This is a genomic window from Rhizobium sp. 62_C5_N11_2 (assembly GCF_051811185.1).
GTDB classification, from domain to species: domain Bacteria; phylum Pseudomonadota; class Alphaproteobacteria; order Rhizobiales; family Rhizobiaceae; genus Rhizobium; species Rhizobium leguminosarum.
The window spans coordinates 45,946-62,824 of record NZ_JBPWPW010000004.1; the positions used below are offsets into that span (position 1 = coordinate 45,946).

Here is a 16,879-nt window from a genome sequence, read left to right on the forward strand (position 1 = left end):
CTGCAGACCTTCTTTCTGGCTTATCGCCTGCGATCGGATCGCCGTTTCTTATGGGTCCGAAGCTTTCAATATTAGACCTGATGCCTTATCTATAGTGTGAACCATCATCAATTCGGCCTCGTCCGATGAACAATTTTATAAAGCTGCCCATGAACATTGCGTCCTCACCCGATGTTGAAAAACCCTTGTTAATGCAGCGGCAATCATCGGTTCGTCGAACCATGGAAATTGTTTTCGAGACCTGGAACTTCTTGATTCTTCGAGAAGCCTATTTCGGTGTGCGTCGGTTCGACAAATTTCAAGAGCGTTTGGGATTTCCACGGCAAACGCTTTCGTCCCGACTCTGTGGCAAATGAGATCCTCAGCACCGGCAAGCGGCCCAACGAGCCGGGGCAACAGTATTTTCTAACCCTCCGAGGTAAAGATCTTTTTCCGACGATGCTTTCGCTCATGGAGTTCGGCGACAAGTGGTTGACAGGGGGCAACGAAGCCCCGCTACAGTTGATTCATAAAAGTTGTGGGTGTGAATGCCATCCCATCACTGTCTGCTGCGAGTGTCTCGAACCTTTCACGGCTAAAGAAGTTGCGCCTCGCGACGGACCGGGCGCGGGGTATGCTCCGGTCGAGACGCGCCCGACATCTCGCAGAAGCTCAGATTCGACACTTTTGGAAAGAGTGCGGCCGTGCTCCGTCGCGCGGACGCTCGCGATCATTGGCGATCGTTGGAGCTTCCTCATTCTGAGAGAAGGCTGGTTCGGTGTTCGCCGCTTCGAGGAAATGCGGGAGAATCTCGGCATTGCGACCAACATTCTCGCGGACCGTCTCTCCCGGCTCGTACAGGCAGGGTATTGCGCAAAGTTCCCTATAATGCGGGCGTACGCTTCGAGTATCGCTTTACGGAAATCGGCCTCGATCTGTACAAGCCCATGCTCGTCATGATGGCTTGGGGAGACAGGTGGCTCTCAGATGGCAAGCCACCGATGCGGCTTCGGCATAAGGGCTGCGGGCAGGATTTTTCCGCCATTTTGGTCTGCTCCGAGTGCAAGAAGCCCATCTCCTCCAAGGACACCGACTATATCCTGAGGTACCCATTTGACCTTTGAAGGGTCTCTTGTCCCATAGGGATTTCCAAAAACGCGATGTTCGGGGTCAATCCGGCGCATCGGGGAACAGTCTCTTATGGCGAAGCATCTGGAAAATGCGCTCTGGAGTAACTGGCAGCGTTCTACCGACACGCCGAGGTGAGAAAGCGCGTCCGAGACGGCGTTTGCGATCGCCGCCGGCGCGCCGATCGTGCCGCCTTCGCCCATGCCGCGAAAGCCGCCGATATTATTCGGCAGATTTGCTTCGGTATGGACGATACCGCCAGCTCAGCCTCGATCAGTTCGTCGAAGGCCTGACTGGTCGCGGAAAGATCTTCCAGCCGATCGCTGATGTACTTGATTGGCCGCTTCAGCTTTCGAGCCAGCGCGCAGACAAGAATTTCTTCGCCGTAGAGCGACCCCTTGCCGCCGAAGCTGCCTCCCACATCGGGGGCCACGACGCGCATGCGTGTTCCTGGGAGGTCGAGGCAGGCCGAAAGCACATCGCGGATCACGCCCGGAATATTGGAGGACGTGTAGCGTGAGCGATTGTTTCCGGCTCTCCCATTCGGCGAGATAGGACCGGTTCTCCATGGCAGCCGCGGTCTTCCGCGTCATCCGGAACTTGCCTTTCACGGTGACCGCTGCATCCTTGGAACGCCGCGTCGACGTCGCCACGCTTGAACTCGCGGCGGATGATCGTGTTGGTGCCTGCCTCCTCATGCAGGAGGGGTGCATCGTCCTTGACCGCATTGATAGCGAAGGGCAGTGGCTCGTACTTGATACTGATATGTTCAAGCGCGCCTTCCGCCGCGTACCGGCTTTCCGCCACAATGGCGACGACCGGCTCGCCTACATATCGAACCTTCCCGCGTGCAAGTGGCCATATGGGGGTGGCGTAATAACCAGGCATACGCGAGGTCGGTATGGCAGGTTTGATCTCTCCTTCCAGGTCGCTCGCGTCATAGATCGCGACGACGCCGGGCATCGAGAACGCATCGCCGACATCGATGTTCAGGATTCGGGCATGTGGCTGGTCGGAGCGCCGCAATGCGATATGCAACATACCGGCCGGCGCCATGTCATCGACATACTGACCAACACCCGTCAGCAGACGTGGATCTTCGGTGCGCTTGACCCGCTTGCCGACAAGTTTGGGCCGCAGCTCGACGGAGTGGTCCTGATGGCTCATTCGTAGAACTCCGTACCCTTTCGCAACCCTTGCCACTGCGCGTCGTCGTGGCCGGAAATGATGGTAGCTCCCCGCTCCCGAAGAGCTTTCAGGCGAGCGAGTGCCTCTGCGGCCAGCTCGATGTTCCAAGTATTTCTTGGAGCGATACCGGTGTCGACGTTCGCCTGGAGCGGCGCAGCATCTGAAGCGAGGATGAAAGAACCATCCTTTTCCAGCTCGACACGGGCGACGGTCATCCCGGGGGTATGACCCGGCATGGGCAGTAAGACGATGCGCCCGTCGCCAAAGACGTCATGCTCCGCGTTGAAGGTCTGGAAACCCTGGGGCTGGTCCCATTCTCCTCGAAGATAGCCTAGATTTTCTGCACCGTTTGCCGTTGCTGCCTTCGCCTCCGCTTCGTGGCAGAAGATCGTCGCGCGCCGAAAGTACGAGTTGCAGCCGCAATGATCGGGATGCAGATGTGAACAGATCACCACATCTATGTCCTCCGGATCGAGAGCAAGAGTCTTCAACTGATGAACGACCGTCTGCTCAGGTGAAAAGATCGGGGTCATAACCTTGCTTAACCCGCCCCATCGCGCGCCTGGATCGATGGCGGCCTCCGGACTGCATCCGCTGTCGAACAGCGCGTTGCCTTGGGGATGGCGCACCAGGGTGGCGTGAACCGGCAACTCGATCGCTTCTTCCTTCGGTGCCCCGGGGACGTAGATGGACCGGCGCATACGGAGCCGGCCGCCTTCAAGAAAATGCATCTTCATCTCAGAGGTCCTCTCTCCCTAGCCAGTTCGCGGACGGCATTGACGATGTTTTCATATCCCGTACAGCGACAGATGTTCCCCGACAGCGCTTCCCTGATCTCCTCATCGGTTTCCAGCGGGTGGTGGCGAAGAAGGTCGGTGATCGCCATGATGAAACCGGGCGTACAGAATCCGCATTGCAGGCCATGATGCTGGCGGAACGCTTCTTGGATTCGCCCGAGTTTATCGACGCTTCCCTGGCCCTCGATGGTTTCGATTTCGCTCCCGTCCGCCTGCACTGCAAGCGTCAGACAGGAGCGTGCGCTCCTTCCATCGAGAATGACCGTGCAGGCACCACAAACGCCATGTTCGCACCCGACGTGGGTTCCGGTCAGGCAAAGGTCCTGGCGCAGGAAGTCGCTCAGCAGCATTCGTGCTTCAATCGTGCGCGTCGTACACACTCCGTTGACGCTGACGGTGATCGTCTTATCACTCATCTTGCTTGAAGCCTTTCGTGGTTCGCACGGCTCCAGGCGGCGCGAAGGGCTCGTTTGGCGAGGACGCCGGAGAGATGTCTACGATAATCTGCAGAGGCATGGATATCGGTGTTGGGGGTGAGAATTCGCGCTAGGCGAACCGCCACCATATCGAGAACCGGCTCGGACACATCCGTCCCCTCGATGATGTCCTCGATCTCTTCGAGCCGCAGCGGGGTTTCACCAACGCCCATCATGCCAACGCGAACGTCAGACGCCCTGATAGGAATGTCAAGCAATGCGATTTCGCCACTCGAGGGCGGCAACACCCAACCGTCAGGTGAGGAGATGGCATCGTAAACTAACGGAAATTGGATTTCGATGTCCGATCACGGGCTATGACACACACCGTGATCCGCTTTACCGTCGCATCGCTTTCCCGCCGAGGTGATCGCTCATGCCGTTTGGCTGTATTTCCGCTTTCCTCTCAGCCTACGGATGGTCGAGGACATGCTGGCAGCCCGCGGGATCATTGTCTCGCATCAAACGATCCGACCGTGGGCGGAGAAGTTCGGCCGAGCCTTCGCCAACGACATACGCCGTCGTTCGGTCGGAGCGCTTGGTGACAAATAGCACCTGGACGAGGTGGTCGTCACCATTCGCGGCAGAAGGTACTGGCTCTGGCGTGCCGTTGACCAAGACGGCTTCGTTCTGGACGTTCTCGTGCAAAGCCGCCGAAATGCAAAGGCGGCAAAGCGCCTGATGCGCAAGCTTTTGAAAGACCAGGGACAGCCGCCACGGGTGATGATTACCGACAAGCTTCGATCCTACGCCGCCGCGAAGCGAGATGTCATGCCTGGCATCGAGCACCGCTCGCATAAGGGCCTCAACAATCGGGCGGAGAATTCTCACCAGCCAACCCGGCGACGGGAGCGGACCATGAAACGCTTCAAGTCGCAGCGACAATTACAGCGTTTCGTCTCCATCCATGACCCGGTTGCCAACCTCTTTCATATCCCTCGCCACGACATTCCCTCCAGCCATCATCGCGAACTGCGAGATGCAGCGATGAACTTATGGTCGGAAATGGCTCGCGTCTGAGTGAAAACCCAGGCCATCGTGATAATCCGTCGCCAATCGCGATTAAGTTTACAATGCCCTTCGACTTGTTGACCGGGTCGCCGATCAAGCTCTTCCTGTGAAGCCGATCCGTCGTTGCCCAGTCGAAGCCCTTCCAGGCACAACGCTCGTTATGCAGCGTCAGCCATAACAGCGCCAGAACGGCATCGTCGATCTTGTCCTCATCGATCTCCATGAACCGACGTTACCACGCGCGGCGCCCAAAATCCCGCGGCCCTGCTCGGATGGATACGATCTCTCTGAGCAGTTGGAGGTTCTCGCCGGTCATGGTGGCGACGTCTTCGATCGTGCAGATATGCATCGAACGAGCCATCAGGCGGCCTTTTGCGCAGTGGAGACCGTCGGGAGCATATTCCACGGCAACAGGTCTTCAAGCCTATCTACCGGTGAATCTTTGATCTGGGTTAGGACGTCCGTGAGGTAGCTCTCGGGGTTGCGGCCATGCAGTTTGTCCGTTCAATGATGGTCAAGATATTAGCGTTGCGCTATCCCGTTCGTAATTTGCATGGTGTAAGTCTTCACTCCCGATGCTCGTTCTCGGGCCGCGCCGCGCAAGGCGCGGCCCGTCTTTCGGGTTTCTCAACCCGGTAAATTGCTACTCGGATTGATTGATTATTACGAGATTATATGCAACCTTCGGTACGATCGCCGACGGTCGGCGCACATCAGGAGGAAAAACCATGATCCGTACTACTGCAGTTGCAGCACTTGTGTTTGCTGTAGCAACCTCAGCTCTTGCTTTCGATGCAAGCAACTTCAAGGATTTTTCAAGCATCGCATCGGCTTCCAGCAGTTGGCAGAACCAGTCCGGCTCGACGATGATCATTCAAGTCGACTCGTTCGGAAATGTCTCCGGCCAATATGTAAACAGAGCCCAGGGCACCGGATGCCAGAACTCGCCCTATCCGCTAACAGGAAGGGTAAACGGGACGTTCATCGCATTTTCGGTCGGCTGGAACAATTCGACGGAGAACTGCAATTCCGCAACCGGATGGACCGGCTACGCACAGGTCAACGGCAACAACACTGAGATAGTTACGAGCTGGAACCTCGCTTACGAAGGCGGCTCCGGACCGGCCATTGAGCAAGGACAAGACACTTTCCAGTACGTGCCGACGACTGAGAACAAAAGCCTCTTGAAGGACTAAACTCCTCTGCCCTGCCGGCGCTGGCCCGTCGGAGATTGTGGAGCAAGAATTCATCGAATATGGCCAAAGGCTTAGACGAAGCTGCTTTCCCTGCCGAATAAAAGCGCCGCGTGCTCGTCCGCGCGGCGCAAATCCTATTTGATGAGTTCAATGCGGCCAAAACGGCAAGCTTTCCGGACAAAAGTGAGCATCCGAGGATGCGCCGCCTTGAGCGCGTAGGATGAATCTGTCGTTTTGTCGCTATGGACAGGCATATGGACAGTTTTCGGACACCGGTGAGCCGGCTTGAAATCATCGACCCAGGGCGTCGGCGGCGCTTTACCGCCGCGGCCAAGCTCAAAATTCTCGAGGAAGGCTTTTCCGGCGATGGTCGCCAGGTTTCCGCGACGGCGCAGAAGCATGGGGTTTCCCGCGCACAACTGTACCGCTGGCGGCAGTTGGCGCAGGCCGGCAATCTTGGCAGCAATCGGATCGAGGGCTTTGTGCCCGCGCTGATCACACCGGACGTGCCTACGCCCGTGTCGGCTCCATCGACTCCGGTAGTGGGTAGCCGTCGCATGGAGGTGCGGAGCGCAAACGGCCGGCGCGTCCTTGTCGACCGTGACGTCGACGTCGATGCGCTGCTGCGAATCCTGCGCGGGCTGGAGACACTGCGATGATCCCGATCCCGACAGGCGTCCGGGTTTGGTTGGCGACGGGCAATGCGGATATGCGATGTGGGTTCCCGTCCCGGCGCTACGGGTGCAGGAGGTGCTGAAGCACGACCCGCTGGGCGGTCATCTGTTCTGCTTCAGGGGCAAACGCGGCGATCTGATCAAGGTCGTTTGGCACGATGGCCAGGGGGCCTGCCTGTTCACGAAAAAACTGGAGCGAGGAAGGTTTATCTGGCCTTCCGCCGAAGGTGGGGCGGTGGCAATCTCGTCGGCGCAGCTTTCCTATCTGCTGTCCGGAATTGACTCACGCGCACCGCAGGAAACCTGGCGCCCCAGCCGGGTCTGACTGCATTTTTGCACTGAGATTGTTGAGAAATCTAATTCAATGTCGTTATGACATTGCCGCCGCTTACCCTGCCATCGGACCTTGCCAGCGCTCATGCGGCGCTGCTGGCCGAACGTGCTGCGCGGCTGCAAGCTAGCTGAGGCAAGCGGCCAACGCGAAGGCGCGGCTGTCGAGCATTGAGGCGCTGAACGTGCATTTGCAGTTGCTGATCGGCAAGCTGGAGCGCGAGAAGCACGGGCCGCGCCGCGAGCGCACGCAGCGGCTGATCGATCAGTTGGAATTGCAGCTCGAAGAGCTCGTGGCGTCGGCCGCCGAGGACGAACTGAGCGCCCAAGAGGCCGCGGCAAGAACGCAGTCCGTGCGCGCCTTCGCCCGCAAGCGTCCAGTGCGCAAGCCGTGGCCCGAAGACGTCGAGCGCGCACGCATCGTCATCGAAGCGCCGACGGCATGTGCCTGCTGTGGCGGCTCGCGGGTGTCGAAGCTGGGCGAGGACGTGACGGAAACGCTGGAGGAGATCCCGCGCCGATTCAAGGTGATCGAGACGGTGCGCGAGAAATTTACCTGCCGCGATTGCGAGGCGATCAGTCAGGCTCCCGCACCGTTCCATGCGACGCCCGCGCGGCTTCATCGGCCCTCAGTTGCTGGCGACGATCGTGTTCGACAAGTTCGGGCAGCACATCCCGCTGAACCGCCAGAGCACGCGGTTCAAATGTGAGGCATCGGTCTGTCGACCCAGACCCTGGCCGATCAGGTCGGGCACGTCACCTTCGCCCTCAAGCCGGTCTTCGACCTGATCAAGGCGCATGTGTTCCAGGCCGAGCGGCTTCACGGTGACGACACGACGATCCCGATCCTGGCCAAGGGCCAATGCACCACCGGGCGAATATGGGTTTACGTGCGTGACCATCAGCCGTTCGCCGGCCCTACGCCTCCAGCGATCGGCGCGGCGAGCACCCGCAAGGGCATCTGGCCGACTTCAGCGGCATTCTTCAGGCTGATTGCTACAACGGCTTTAATCCGCTGTTCGACCGGACGAGGAAGCAGATGCCGGCTACGCCCGCGTTCTGCTTTGCCCATGCGCGCCGGAAGTTCTTCGAGCTGGCCGATGTCGCTCGCAACGCTCGGCGCGGTAAAGGGTGCCAAGCCGATCTCCCCGGTAGCCCTCGAGCGCGACATAAACGGCCTGAGCGCGGCCGAGCGGCTTGCGGTCCGGCAGGAGAAGAGCAAGCTGCTACTGGGCGATATGGAGGAATGGTTGCGCACCGAGCGGGCCAGCCTATCGCGCTCATCGCCGGTGGCCGGACCGATCGACTATATGCTGTCGCGCTGGGCTGACTTTGCCCGCTATGCCGACGACGGCAGAACCTGCATGACGACGGATGGTGTCGAGAAGAGTGAATCTTCACTCTCTCGCTGCATGCAGTGGCTTTTCTTTCCAAGCCGCCACCTTCCGCTCGTAGGCTCTTTCAGCGCGTTCGACATATTGCGCTTCGCGATCGCGGATCTCTTTGATCGGCATCGTAAACTTAATCGCGATTGGCGACGGATTATCACGATGGCCTGGGTTTCCACTCAGACGCGAGCCATTTCCGACCATAAGTTCATCGCTGCATCTCGCAGTTCGCGATGATGGCTGGAGGGAATGTCGTGGCGAGGGATATGAAAGAGGTTGGCAACCGGGTCATGGATGGAGACGAAACGCTGTAATTGTCGCTGCGACTTGAAGCGTTTCATGGTCCGCTCCCGTCGCCGGGTTGGCTGGTGAGAATTCTCCGCCCGATTGTTGAGGCCCTTATGCGAGCGGTGCTCGATGCCAGGCATGACATCTCGCTTCGCGGCGGCGTAGGATCGAAGCTTGTCGGTAATCATCACCCGTGGCGGCTGTCCCTGGTCTTTCAAAAGCTTGCGCATCAGGCGCTTTGCCGCCTTTGCATTTCGGCGGCTTTGCACGAGAACGTCCAGAACGAAGCCGTCTTGGTCAACGGCACGCCAGAGCCAGTACCTTCTGCCGCGAATGGTGACGGGCGGTGACGGCGCCATGCACCGCAGAAATGGTGCATGCGATCGCCGTGAATAGGGCGCTGCTCGGAAACGCGGACAAAGCGGCAGCTTGGCTCGCCTTGGGGGAGCAGGCCGACTTCGTGCAACACTTTTGCGGCATTCGAATTACCTTGGTCAAGGCTTGGCTGGATATCCTCGCGGTAGACGGAATAGCCTCCGGTGTGCGATTTGTGGAGATCGAGGACGCCATCTTTAATATACAGGCGCCTGAGTTGCAGATAGAGATGTTGGAACTCCTTTGCACGTGCGGAGGTTAGGGGCATCTATGCACCTGCGCGGATCAAGAGCTGGAACGATTATTTCCGGTCGGTCAGACCATTGATGCTCTGCCCTAAGTTCCGGCGGGATTTCTGGCTCGGATTGAGCCGTGTGAAACACGAGGCCACCCGACTCGACCTTGATGCGGGAGCGCGAGCCCGCCTGCTGCAACGGTCCACGTGGGCGAAGGATTGGGGGAACCGAGCCGTCGAGCGAAGAGATTGTTTCCGGAGGGATCCGCAATGAAAGCGCTGGTGACCGGATTCGACGCGTTTGCCGGGCTTCCGTTTAACCCATCCGAAGAGATTTTGAAAAGCCTAAGACGGCATCCCCCAAACGACCTGTTCGATCTGATCGAGTTTTCGGTCCTTCCAACTTCATACGCGGGAGTCGACAACTGGCTCGAGCGAAGCCTCGATCTCGCCCTGGACGCAGATCTAATCCTAATGCTTGGCCTGTCTGTGTCGACAGATAGGCTTAAGCTTGAGCGCTTTGCCATCAACGTAGCCGATTGTGGCGTAGCGGACAATCGCGGCGAGGTTCGCAGTGGAGTCGCGATTGTCGATGGCGGCCCCCGCGCATACGGGACCTCTGTCAATCTTGAACGTGTCGGAGCGCAGCTGGCGGTGGCTGGTATCCCCTATTGCGTGTCGAACAACGCGGGCTACTACGTCTGTAACTATATCTATTACCGCGTACTTAGACGCTTAGACGAAGTGGCGTCGACCGCGAAGGCCCTGTTTGTCCATATACCTTGGGCTTATCCCGTGACGATACAGGAGCATTTCGATTTGCCGCAACGGGACAGGCATCTAGCAGCCATCGGAAAATTACTGCTGGCATGCCGGATGTATCTAGATGAGTGCTGAACTGCACGGCTGTGGTTCGGCGTTGACGGATGACCCCCGTGGTTCACGTGGGAGGCGCAGGCGATCAGATCTTGGACCACCGCAACGGGAACTTGCACCCCGCGCATGGGCGGAGGCGGGACGGCAGGGAAAACTCGTCATCCATTTTGTGCCCAGCAGTGACCGACGCCCGCAGTGAGATAGGATTAGCAGCATACCGCCGGACGCCAATACCCTCCTGTGGGTCGGCGATCACTGCCTGAAGACATACGACCGCGTCAACGTGATCGTTGCCGGCAAGCAGCCGGAGTCCCAGTACCTTACGATCGACGAGGCGGTGAAGCATTGTGAAGAGGGCATTGGCGTCTGGGACTGGGCAAGCTTCGAAAACAATACAATCGCGCCGGACGTCGTGATGGCATGTGCGGGCGACGTGCCGACTATGGAGACCTCGCGGCCGTCATGCTGCTGCACGCGGCGGTACCAGATCTCAAGATAAGGACGGTCAACGTCGTCGATCTACTCGCGCTGCAAGGTCCGAAGGTGCATCCTCATGGCCTCGATGATGCACGGTTCGATAGTATCTTTACGCAGGACAGGCCGGTCATCTTCGCCTACCACGGCTATCCCTATCTCATCCACCGGTTGACGTACCGGCGCACCAATCACGGCAACATCCACGTGCGCGGGTTCGTGGAGGAGGGAACTACGACGACGCCGTTCGACATGACCGTATTGAACGAGCTGGACAGGTATCATCTCGCTCTCGAGGCGATCGCGCGAGTGCCCGATCTCGCCGAGAAGGTGCCAGATGTGGTGGCAGACCTGCATGCAAAGCTCGACGAGCACCGGGCGTTCGTGCGGGAGCGTGGAGAAGACATGCCGGAAATCCAGAATTGGCGCTGGGCACGCTCCTCCTAGCGCCACCGATGACCGGATTTGGGTAGCGACTGCCACCGCATACTGCCGCAGCCACGCTGGCACGCAGGAGAGAGGATTCGAGTGCGAGGTGGCAACCTCGCTCGACTTGGGGTGTCCCAACGGCAAGCGCAGCCTTTGCAGCGTCAGCTTCAGCCTGTTTCGAGTCGTTTTCGCTCTGCAGACGATGCGATCCCAAAACGTCGTAGAGAATGATCGCCGGATCATGCTGCAGCCGTCAACGAGAGGCAGCTAAGGGTGAAGCCCGGTCCCATCGCCGTCAGGACAGTTCTCCTGGGTAGTCCTTGCGCAAGAAGCTTCTCGAGTACGAACAGCGCGGTTGGCGAGGACATGTTCCCATAGTCCGAGAGCACCTCACGTTCCTGGTCGAGGGTTCCCTGGCTTAGTTTAAGCGCCGATTCCAAGGCTCCGGGGTGGCACGCAAACCGGTCAACGTCGGCAGGAGTAAGATCTGATCGGGCGAGTATGGACGTTACGCCCTTCAGCACATGAGTTTCGGCGAACGATGGTATCGCACGGTCGAAGATCACGCCCAGACCCTCCGGATCGACGCTCCATCCCATGATGTCTAGCGTGTCGGGCCACGTATGCTTGGCCTGCAAGTTCGACCTCGGCCAGACCGGTCTCACTGGCACGCACCACGCAGGCGGCGGCCCCGTCGCCGAAGAGGGCGGTCGCCACGATGTTCGCCTTCGTAAGCTTGTCCATATGCCAACGTGCAGGTCTCGGCGGCGACCACCAGAACGACTGAGCCTGGCCGGGATGCCGCCAGCCGTGACGCGATTGAAAGCGCAGAGACTCCGCCGGCACAGCCGAGGCCAAACACGGGAACCCGTTCGACATCGTCCCGGAAGCCCAGCTCGCCGCTTACCCTCGCTTCCAGACTAGGTGTCGCAATACCAGTCGAGGAGACGGTTACGATCGTGTCGGCATCGCCTGCTGCAAGGCCCGCCGACGCGAGAGCCTTGCTGGCGGCGGCGACGAACATTGCACTCGCGCCCTCGATGTGAGCGAGGTTTCGTTCGGGCCATCCCGACGTCTCGAGATACCACTCGATCGGCCGGACGGCATAGCGGCGCCGAATTCCCGAGGTTTCGAACACCCTTGCCAGCTTTTCGAAATCGCCAAATCGCGATGAGAACGCGGCGTGCGAGGCTCGCGCCGCGTCACGCTGGTCGATGACATGTGGCGGAACGGCGGTACCGACGGATACCAGCTTGACGGAATGCTGCATAAGACTCCTTGCGACGGCGCGGGAAGAATTTGGTACGCCGCGCGAGGACGAGACCGAACCGTACGCCTTGATCCTCAATAAGGTTGCAATGCGGGCGAGCCTGACGCCGCACTTCGTCGGAAGGCTTCAGAGACGACGACGCGCGAAGAATGCCTCCCGCGGCTTCGTGTCTGCCTTGATCCACGTCAATGCGCTCAACGTGTGCTTCAGGTTGAAACCGAACGAGTAATCGCTGCGACGTGAAAAGGGGCCATCCGCTTATCGAGTGGATCGCGCTCTATGCCGATGGCACGGAGCCGGCTTTCTGCCGTCTCCGCCGATCCCGGTGACGATCGCTTGTCCAGCGGTCGCTGACGCGCCTGGCGACGAGGCCCGTTCCGGGCCGCTTCCGTCTGTTTCGCCCCATGACATCGCCGCCCAGGCCCGTCAAGCGGCCCGTGAAGCCGGTCCATCTTCCGCGCCAGTCCGCAGAGCGGACCCGAGAAGATCTCCCGCCTTCCGCGCCACGCCGCTTGACAGTCCCGTTCGCCACCGCGGGGCGGGCTTTCGCCCTCCCCTTCTGTCCGGGGGAATGTCAGAGGCCATTCCCCCGGAAAGACCGGGGAGGCTTCGCCCGAGGGGGCTTGCCCTTCGGGGTGGCAACGGGAAATCTTGGAGACAGACAATGAGCATCGCGGGCCCGCGGATATTGCCATCGAGGAAATCGTCGAAGTCAGCTTGATCGAGGAGCGCACGAAACTGTCCGGCGATGAAATTTTGAACGTCGTTGTCGGCCGCCGTGACCTCGGCAAGGAGCTCCTCCCTGCCGTCGACAATAAGGAGGATGTCTTCAGCGTCACGGGTCATGATCAAGTCGCCGTTTCCCCTTCCGGCATAGGCTTCGAGCTTCGTCGCAAGAAACATTGGCGGCGTCAGGATCCGGATCGTGAGGTCTTCCGAGAGCTGGTAATGCTGTGCCGTCTCGATTCCACTCGCATACCATCGATTTCCGAATCCGAGGATAGCCGGATCATCCGGCATGACGTCGACCGTGAGCTTGCCGAGACGCATGCGGCAGATCACCGCCTCGTCAGCGGCCTCCATGAAGCCCAGTTGTCGAAGCTCTTCCTGGAGCTGTGCCCAGGCAGGAAGGCCCGCCAGGTCAACGATCAGGTCGATGTCATCTGTGGCACGCACATCCTCGAGCGTGACCGGATCAGTGATGAATAGCGCGGTCGTGCATCCGCCAACGAAGACCAGGCGCGAGCGGGTCTTCGCCAAGGGCCGAGGCAACGGCTTTCATCATTTCCAGCAGTTGAGCGCGGATCGCTGTCATTTGCTCATGATCCTTGACTTGAGGTGGTCGGTCGCGAGACCAACTTCCCGCTGGTTCCCGAGCCGGATCGCATCGACCAACGCGAGGTACTCGTAGAGTGCGTCGTCCTTCAGGACTGCGTCCGGCACGGTCTTGAAGAGCGGCTCCACCGCCTGCCCCATCTCCCTTCCGTTGGCATAGGGCCAAACGTAGTTGTACGTCCCGCCGCTGATCAGGAGTTCCGTGAGCATAGGTGCGGCGAAGGCAGTCGGTATGCCGCGCTGCATCGGTCCAACTTGGGCGGGGAAGACGAACTTTAGCCCGGTGGTAATGAAGCCGAACAGGTTCCTTCGGCTTGGCCGAGGCTCGTTCCTGCTGTTGTCTTTTCGCGCGATGCCTGATGCGACACTACGCTTGATCGACTGCGCTATTTCGGTCTTGCTGATCCCGAGTTGCGCTTCTAGGTTCCGAACGGAATATGGATCTCCCCCCACGGATTCCGATCGCAACCGATCGATGCCCTTGGTGAGTTCCTGATCTTGCAGGCTTACCAGCTTCAGCAGGACGACGATATCTTGGCTCTTCATAATAGTGTCCTCTGTCCTAGGACTGAGGACACTTAGCCTAAAGCAATTGGTCCTGTCAAATCTGTGGACATCGCCCTTAGGGTTGATCGTCTGGAGCAAAGAGCTCGATGTACCTCACAGTAAGTGCTTGGGCGATTTGGTAGATGATGATGATCGAGGGGTTTCCGAATTGATCAAGACCAGATTTCCAGCCGAAGCAAAGGCGCCTGGCCAATCTCTCGCCGGCACCGCCCCAAATAATATCTAAAATCGCGGGAAAAGCGGAATGGCATTAGCTCGAGATAACGCATACATTTCGCGAGAAACCTAAGGGAAACCCTGACCAGCTTTCGGCTTTCACTGAGGTGATTGCCACCGCTGTTATGACATGATGAAACAAAGGTTGGATGACGACCCCACATGTCGAAACTAGAGAATCATATAATCTCGACACAAGCTGTTCTATCAAGATCTCATTTTGCCAAATCACGGTTCAACGGTTCGATTCCCATCAAGGCGAGGGATGAGTTGGGTATGCCGCTCCGAATAGTCCCATTTGTCACATCACTGAAAAACTTCTGACCTAACGAGGCTTTCCGGGCCTCCGCTCAGGGTGCGGCCGTCGATCAGGAGTGACGAAATCATGTTGGAACGTGTTGGCAGCGAATCGAAAGAGGTCGAAACCCTGGTCGTGGACCTCGGCCAGAAAGACGTGACCGGCCGTTCTGCATCGGCAAAAACCATCGACGCCAGCGAAATACGCAAGATCGCGCCGAGCGGCAACGGGCAGGCACTCGACATCTCCGCTGCGCGGGGCTTCGTCGGGTTTACGCCGAGCAAACGCGGCGGCGCCGCGATCCTGGTCGATGCAAAGGTGAGCACGCCCGAAACCGACCCGGGCACCGATCTCAAGATCGACCTCGACGGTTTTCTCGCCGCTGCCCTCCAGCAATCTCGCCAGCTATTCGTTCAACGACGTCATGGCGGCGATCATGATCGGCACCGGGCTGGCCGGCAAGGGCATTGCCGCCAACGGCTCAGGCGACGGACGCTTCTTCGCCGGCAGCGGCGGCGACGCCTGGATCGCCGAGCGCATGTTCGCCACCAAGGATAATGGCTGGAGCAAGACCATCCAAAGTCTCGATCTGCCTTATATCGACAGCGACTATCTGACATCCAGCCTCAAGAAGATGGACCTTGTCATGTCGGGTTCGGATGCCATCGAGCCGGTCGTGGAGCGCCCGATCGACGAGAAAGACATCCTGGAAAGCAAGGTGCTGCGCGGTTACGCTCCGTCGACCGCCTATGAGCCGACGCTGAAGAAGCTCGACGAACTCAAATACGGCATTCTCGGCGACGCCGTGAAGGACGTGAACCGGGATTTCGTGGCGCCCCACAATATGGACCACCTCGACCAGCTGGCGCCGGAACAGAAGGCAACGCTGCTCTACGATCTCATCGAGATCAAACAGCAGTTCAACGGCTATATGAACCAGTATGGCGACAGCGTGCCCGATGGCGAGCGCGTCGGCAAGGACCTCGACGCGCGGATCGAAAAGCTGACGGCTGATCCCGCGACGCAGCAGCATCTCTCAGATATCTTCGCAAGCGGCATGAAGGAATATCTGCAGCAACCGGAGAATTCCGATCTGCTCACCAACATCGAAGACGCCTATCTGATCGATATCGGCGGCGGCAAGGCGATCGACCGGGCGCTGAGCGCCGGCAAGAGCTTCGAAGATGCCCTGAAGGATTATTATTCCGAACTCAACACGCTCGTCGATCTCCTGCCCCAGGATTATATCGACGCGCATCTCGACGCCGCGAACGTCACCTTCTCAAACATCATCAAGGAACATTATATCGGCGACGGCCAGGGTGTCGATCTCGAGCAGTTGCTGTCGGGTCCGGATGACACATTTGTGCCCGGCGCAACGAATGACGCCATCAGCCAGTTGGCAAACACCTTCGCCGAGGATTTCATCAGCAAAAACGGCCCGGCAGATGGCGGCGAAACGCTGAAACAGAATCTGGCGCAGGACATAGCACGCGACGTTGACGGCGTTCTGCGCATGGTGCGCGGCGGCATGAAGCTCGACGCCGCGGTCGCCTCCTTCAAGGATTCGCTCGACCTGCCGCGCCAGACTCGCACACCTGCTGGCATCGATGCCGAAGTGTACAAGGCCGGCCTCGTCCATGCGGTCCAGATGCTCAGCATGTCGAGCGTGCTGGTGGCGCGCGGCCTCGGTGTGGGCGGCAAGTGGACGCCGGCCGATATCGCCGCTGCGGTCGGCTCGGCGACGCAGATCGTTGGCATGACGATGGAGGGTCTCGGCAAGAACCTCGACGTTGCCGGCAAGCCGTTCAGCGCCTTCGGCAATCAGCCGGGCAGCTGGGGCAAGGGGATCTCCATGAGCTTCTCGCCGAAGACGATGGAAGCGGCGGGCAAGATTCTCGGTGCCGCCGGCGGCCTCGCCATGGCCGGCCTCGGCTTCTATCTGGCGTCGCGGACGATGAAGACCGGCGACCGCGCCAAGGGCGCGCTCGAAATCATCGGCGGCATTGCCGGTACCGGCAACGCGCTTATCGGTTTCTCCGAAGCGATGCTTTATCTGACCAATGTCATGTCCCGCGCCTTTTCCGGACTCGAAACGGTGGCGCCGGAAGTGGTGACCATCTTCAGCAACGCCGCCAAAGCCGGCCTTGCGGCGGCCGGACTGGTCACCGGCCTCGTTGCCTCGGCCGTCGGGCTGGCACTTGGCCTGTGGGATATGGCCAATGGCGTGAAGAAGCTCGACAAGATGGAAAAGCAGCTGAACGAGAAGCTTGAGCGCTACACCGGCGAGTCCGTGCATCTCGAATTCCGGCCGGATCCGTCATTCATCTGGTAAAGGCATAGTCGGCG

Annotated in this window: 13 protein-coding genes and 8 pseudogenes; 9 read left to right on the plus strand and 12 right to left on the minus strand. The window is 59.3% G+C overall.

What is annotated here, in order from left to right:
• The first annotated feature begins 450 nt into the window (after positions 1-450).
• Positions 451-1,103: pseudogene (locus tag AB8B31_RS31910) on the plus strand (winged helix-turn-helix transcriptional regulator).
• A 122-nt stretch (positions 1,104-1,225) separates the two neighbouring features.
• Here AB8B31_RS31910 and AB8B31_RS31915 read toward each other — a convergent pair.
• The 5 genes from AB8B31_RS31915 to AB8B31_RS31935 are packed head-to-tail and all read right to left on the minus strand — an operon-like array spanning position 1,226 to position 3,786.
• Positions 1,226-1,597: a molybdopterin cofactor-binding domain-containing protein gene (locus AB8B31_RS31915; protein ID WP_439004411.1), complete on the minus strand. Its 372-nt coding sequence runs from the start codon at positions 1,595-1,597 to the stop codon at positions 1,226-1,228.
• Entirely contained in the window at positions 1,594-2,274 is a 681-nt protein-coding gene (locus tag AB8B31_RS31920; RefSeq protein WP_239621114.1) for a dehydrogenase, read from the minus strand. Before AB8B31_RS31920 ends, AB8B31_RS31915 begins: the two co-directional genes overlap by 4 nt.
• On the minus strand, positions 2,271-3,032 hold the full coding sequence (locus tag AB8B31_RS31925) for an N-acyl homoserine lactonase family protein (protein ID WP_096771482.1): 762 nt from the start codon (positions 3,030-3,032) through the stop codon (positions 2,271-2,273). The genes AB8B31_RS31920 and AB8B31_RS31925 overlap by 4 nt, the downstream gene beginning before the upstream one ends.
• Entirely contained in the window at positions 3,029-3,508 is a 480-nt protein-coding gene (locus AB8B31_RS31930) for a (2Fe-2S)-binding protein (RefSeq protein ID WP_096771481.1), read from the minus strand. The genes AB8B31_RS31925 and AB8B31_RS31930 overlap by 4 nt, the downstream gene beginning before the upstream one ends.
• Positions 3,505-3,786, minus strand: coding sequence for a hypothetical protein (locus AB8B31_RS31935; RefSeq protein WP_239621115.1), 282 nt, complete (start codon positions 3,784-3,786; stop codon positions 3,505-3,507). Before AB8B31_RS31935 ends, AB8B31_RS31930 begins: the two co-directional genes overlap by 4 nt.
• Positions 3,787-3,875: 89 nt before the next feature.
• Between AB8B31_RS31935 and AB8B31_RS31940 the strand changes: the two are divergent.
• Positions 3,876-4,588 (plus strand): annotated as a pseudogene (locus tag AB8B31_RS31940) (IS6 family transposase).
• A gap of 16 nt (positions 4,589-4,604) precedes the next feature.
• Here the strand turns inward: AB8B31_RS31940 and AB8B31_RS31945 are convergent.
• Positions 4,605-4,802 (minus strand): annotated as a pseudogene (locus AB8B31_RS31945) (DUF6429 family protein); the annotation flags it as partial.
• 137 nt (positions 4,803-4,939) lie between these two features.
• Positions 4,940-5,112, minus strand: a pseudogene (locus AB8B31_RS31950) (transposase domain-containing protein); the annotation flags it as partial.
• A 195-nt stretch (positions 5,113-5,307) separates the two neighbouring features.
• Here AB8B31_RS31950 and AB8B31_RS31955 point away from each other — a divergent pair.
• From AB8B31_RS31955 to tnpC, 4 genes and pseudogenes are all read left to right on the plus strand, one after another.
• The gene (locus AB8B31_RS31955; RefSeq protein ID WP_064842422.1) at positions 5,308-5,775 is read left to right on the plus strand and encodes an avidin/streptavidin family protein; all 468 of its coding nucleotides are present in this window, start codon (positions 5,308-5,310) and stop codon (positions 5,773-5,775) included.
• A gap of 254 nt (positions 5,776-6,029) precedes the next feature.
• A complete protein-coding gene (gene tnpA, locus AB8B31_RS31960) occupies positions 6,030-6,434 on the plus strand; it encodes an IS66-like element accessory protein TnpA (protein ID WP_037080141.1) in 405 nt (134 codons plus the stop codon).
• Between the two features lie 55 nt (positions 6,435-6,489).
• Complete coding sequence (tnpB, locus tag AB8B31_RS31965) at positions 6,490-6,774, plus strand: IS66 family insertion sequence element accessory protein TnpB (RefSeq protein WP_348627821.1); 285 nt, start codon at positions 6,490-6,492, stop codon at positions 6,772-6,774.
• Positions 6,775-6,821: 47 nt separating this feature from the next.
• Positions 6,822-8,185, plus strand: a pseudogene (gene tnpC, locus AB8B31_RS31970) (IS66 family transposase); the annotation flags it as partial.
• A 161-nt stretch (positions 8,186-8,346) separates the two neighbouring features.
• Here the strand turns inward: tnpC and AB8B31_RS31975 are convergent.
• Together AB8B31_RS31975 and AB8B31_RS31980 are read right to left on the minus strand one after the other, a co-directional pair.
• Positions 8,347-8,796: pseudogene (locus AB8B31_RS31975) on the minus strand (IS6 family transposase); the annotation flags it as partial.
• Positions 8,685-9,098: a hypothetical protein gene (locus AB8B31_RS31980; protein ID WP_239621176.1), complete on the minus strand. Its 414-nt coding sequence runs from the start codon at positions 9,096-9,098 to the stop codon at positions 8,685-8,687. The pseudogene AB8B31_RS31975 and the gene AB8B31_RS31980, both read right to left, overlap by 112 nt.
• A gap of 237 nt (positions 9,099-9,335) precedes the next feature.
• Between AB8B31_RS31980 and AB8B31_RS31985 the strand changes: the two genes are divergently transcribed.
• Positions 9,336-9,962 (plus strand): pyroglutamyl-peptidase I, encoded by a 627-nt coding sequence (locus AB8B31_RS31985; protein WP_096771919.1) that lies wholly within the window; start codon positions 9,336-9,338, stop codon positions 9,960-9,962.
• 316 nt (positions 9,963-10,278) lie between these two features.
• Positions 10,279-10,862 (plus strand): annotated as a pseudogene (locus AB8B31_RS31990) (hypothetical protein).
• A gap of 221 nt (positions 10,863-11,083) precedes the next feature.
• On the opposite strand, the pseudogene AB8B31_RS31995 reads toward AB8B31_RS31990, so the two are convergent.
• The 3 genes and pseudogenes from AB8B31_RS31995 to AB8B31_RS32005 all read right to left on the minus strand — a co-directional run bounded on the left by AB8B31_RS31995 (position 11,084) and on the right by AB8B31_RS32005 (position 13,995).
• Positions 11,084-12,114, minus strand: a pseudogene (locus AB8B31_RS31995) (type III polyketide synthase).
• 426 nt (positions 12,115-12,540) lie between these two features.
• A complete protein-coding gene (locus tag AB8B31_RS32000; RefSeq protein ID WP_342588543.1) occupies positions 12,541-13,374 on the minus strand; it encodes a hypothetical protein in 834 nt (277 codons plus the stop codon).
• Between the two features lie 51 nt (positions 13,375-13,425).
• Positions 13,426-13,995, minus strand: a complete 570-nt coding sequence (locus tag AB8B31_RS32005; RefSeq protein WP_096771921.1) for a hypothetical protein — start codon at positions 13,993-13,995, stop codon at positions 13,426-13,428.
• Positions 13,996-14,966: 971 nt separating this feature from the next.
• On the opposite strand from AB8B31_RS32005, the gene AB8B31_RS32010 reads away from it, so the two are divergent.
• The gene (locus tag AB8B31_RS32010; RefSeq protein ID WP_239621118.1) at positions 14,967-16,865 is read left to right on the plus strand and encodes a hypothetical protein; all 1,899 of its coding nucleotides are present in this window, start codon (positions 14,967-14,969) and stop codon (positions 16,863-16,865) included.
• Positions 16,866-16,879 lie beyond the last annotated feature (14 nt).

Excerpts from the sequence above, each read along its gene's own strand:
- AB8B31_RS31920 (WP_239621114.1), bottom strand. The coding sequence starts at position 2,274 with ATGAGCCATCAGGACCACTCCGTCGAGCTGCGGCCCAAACTTGTCGGC.
- AB8B31_RS31925 (WP_096771482.1), bottom strand. The coding sequence starts at position 3,032 with ATGAAGATGCATTTTCTTGAAGGCGGCCGGCTCCGTATGCGCCGGTCC.
- AB8B31_RS31930 (WP_096771481.1), bottom strand. The coding sequence starts at position 3,508 with ATGAGTGATAAGACGATCACCGTCAGCGTCAACGGAGTGTGTACGACG.
- AB8B31_RS31955 (WP_064842422.1), top strand. The coding sequence starts at position 5,308 with ATGATCCGTACTACTGCAGTTGCAGCACTTGTGTTTGCTGTAGCAACC.
- tnpA (WP_037080141.1), top strand. The coding sequence starts at position 6,030 with ATGGACAGTTTTCGGACACCGGTGAGCCGGCTTGAAATCATCGACCCA.
- tnpB (WP_348627821.1), top strand. The coding sequence starts at position 6,490 with ATGTGGGTTCCCGTCCCGGCGCTACGGGTGCAGGAGGTGCTGAAGCAC.
- AB8B31_RS31980 (WP_239621176.1), bottom strand. The coding sequence starts at position 9,098 with ATGCCCCTAACCTCCGCACGTGCAAAGGAGTTCCAACATCTCTATCTG.
- AB8B31_RS31985 (WP_096771919.1), top strand. The coding sequence starts at position 9,336 with ATGAAAGCGCTGGTGACCGGATTCGACGCGTTTGCCGGGCTTCCGTTT.
- AB8B31_RS32005 (WP_096771921.1), bottom strand. The coding sequence starts at position 13,995 with ATGAAGAGCCAAGATATCGTCGTCCTGCTGAAGCTGGTAAGCCTGCAA.
- AB8B31_RS32010 (WP_239621118.1), top strand. The coding sequence starts at position 14,967 with ATGATCGGCACCGGGCTGGCCGGCAAGGGCATTGCCGCCAACGGCTCA.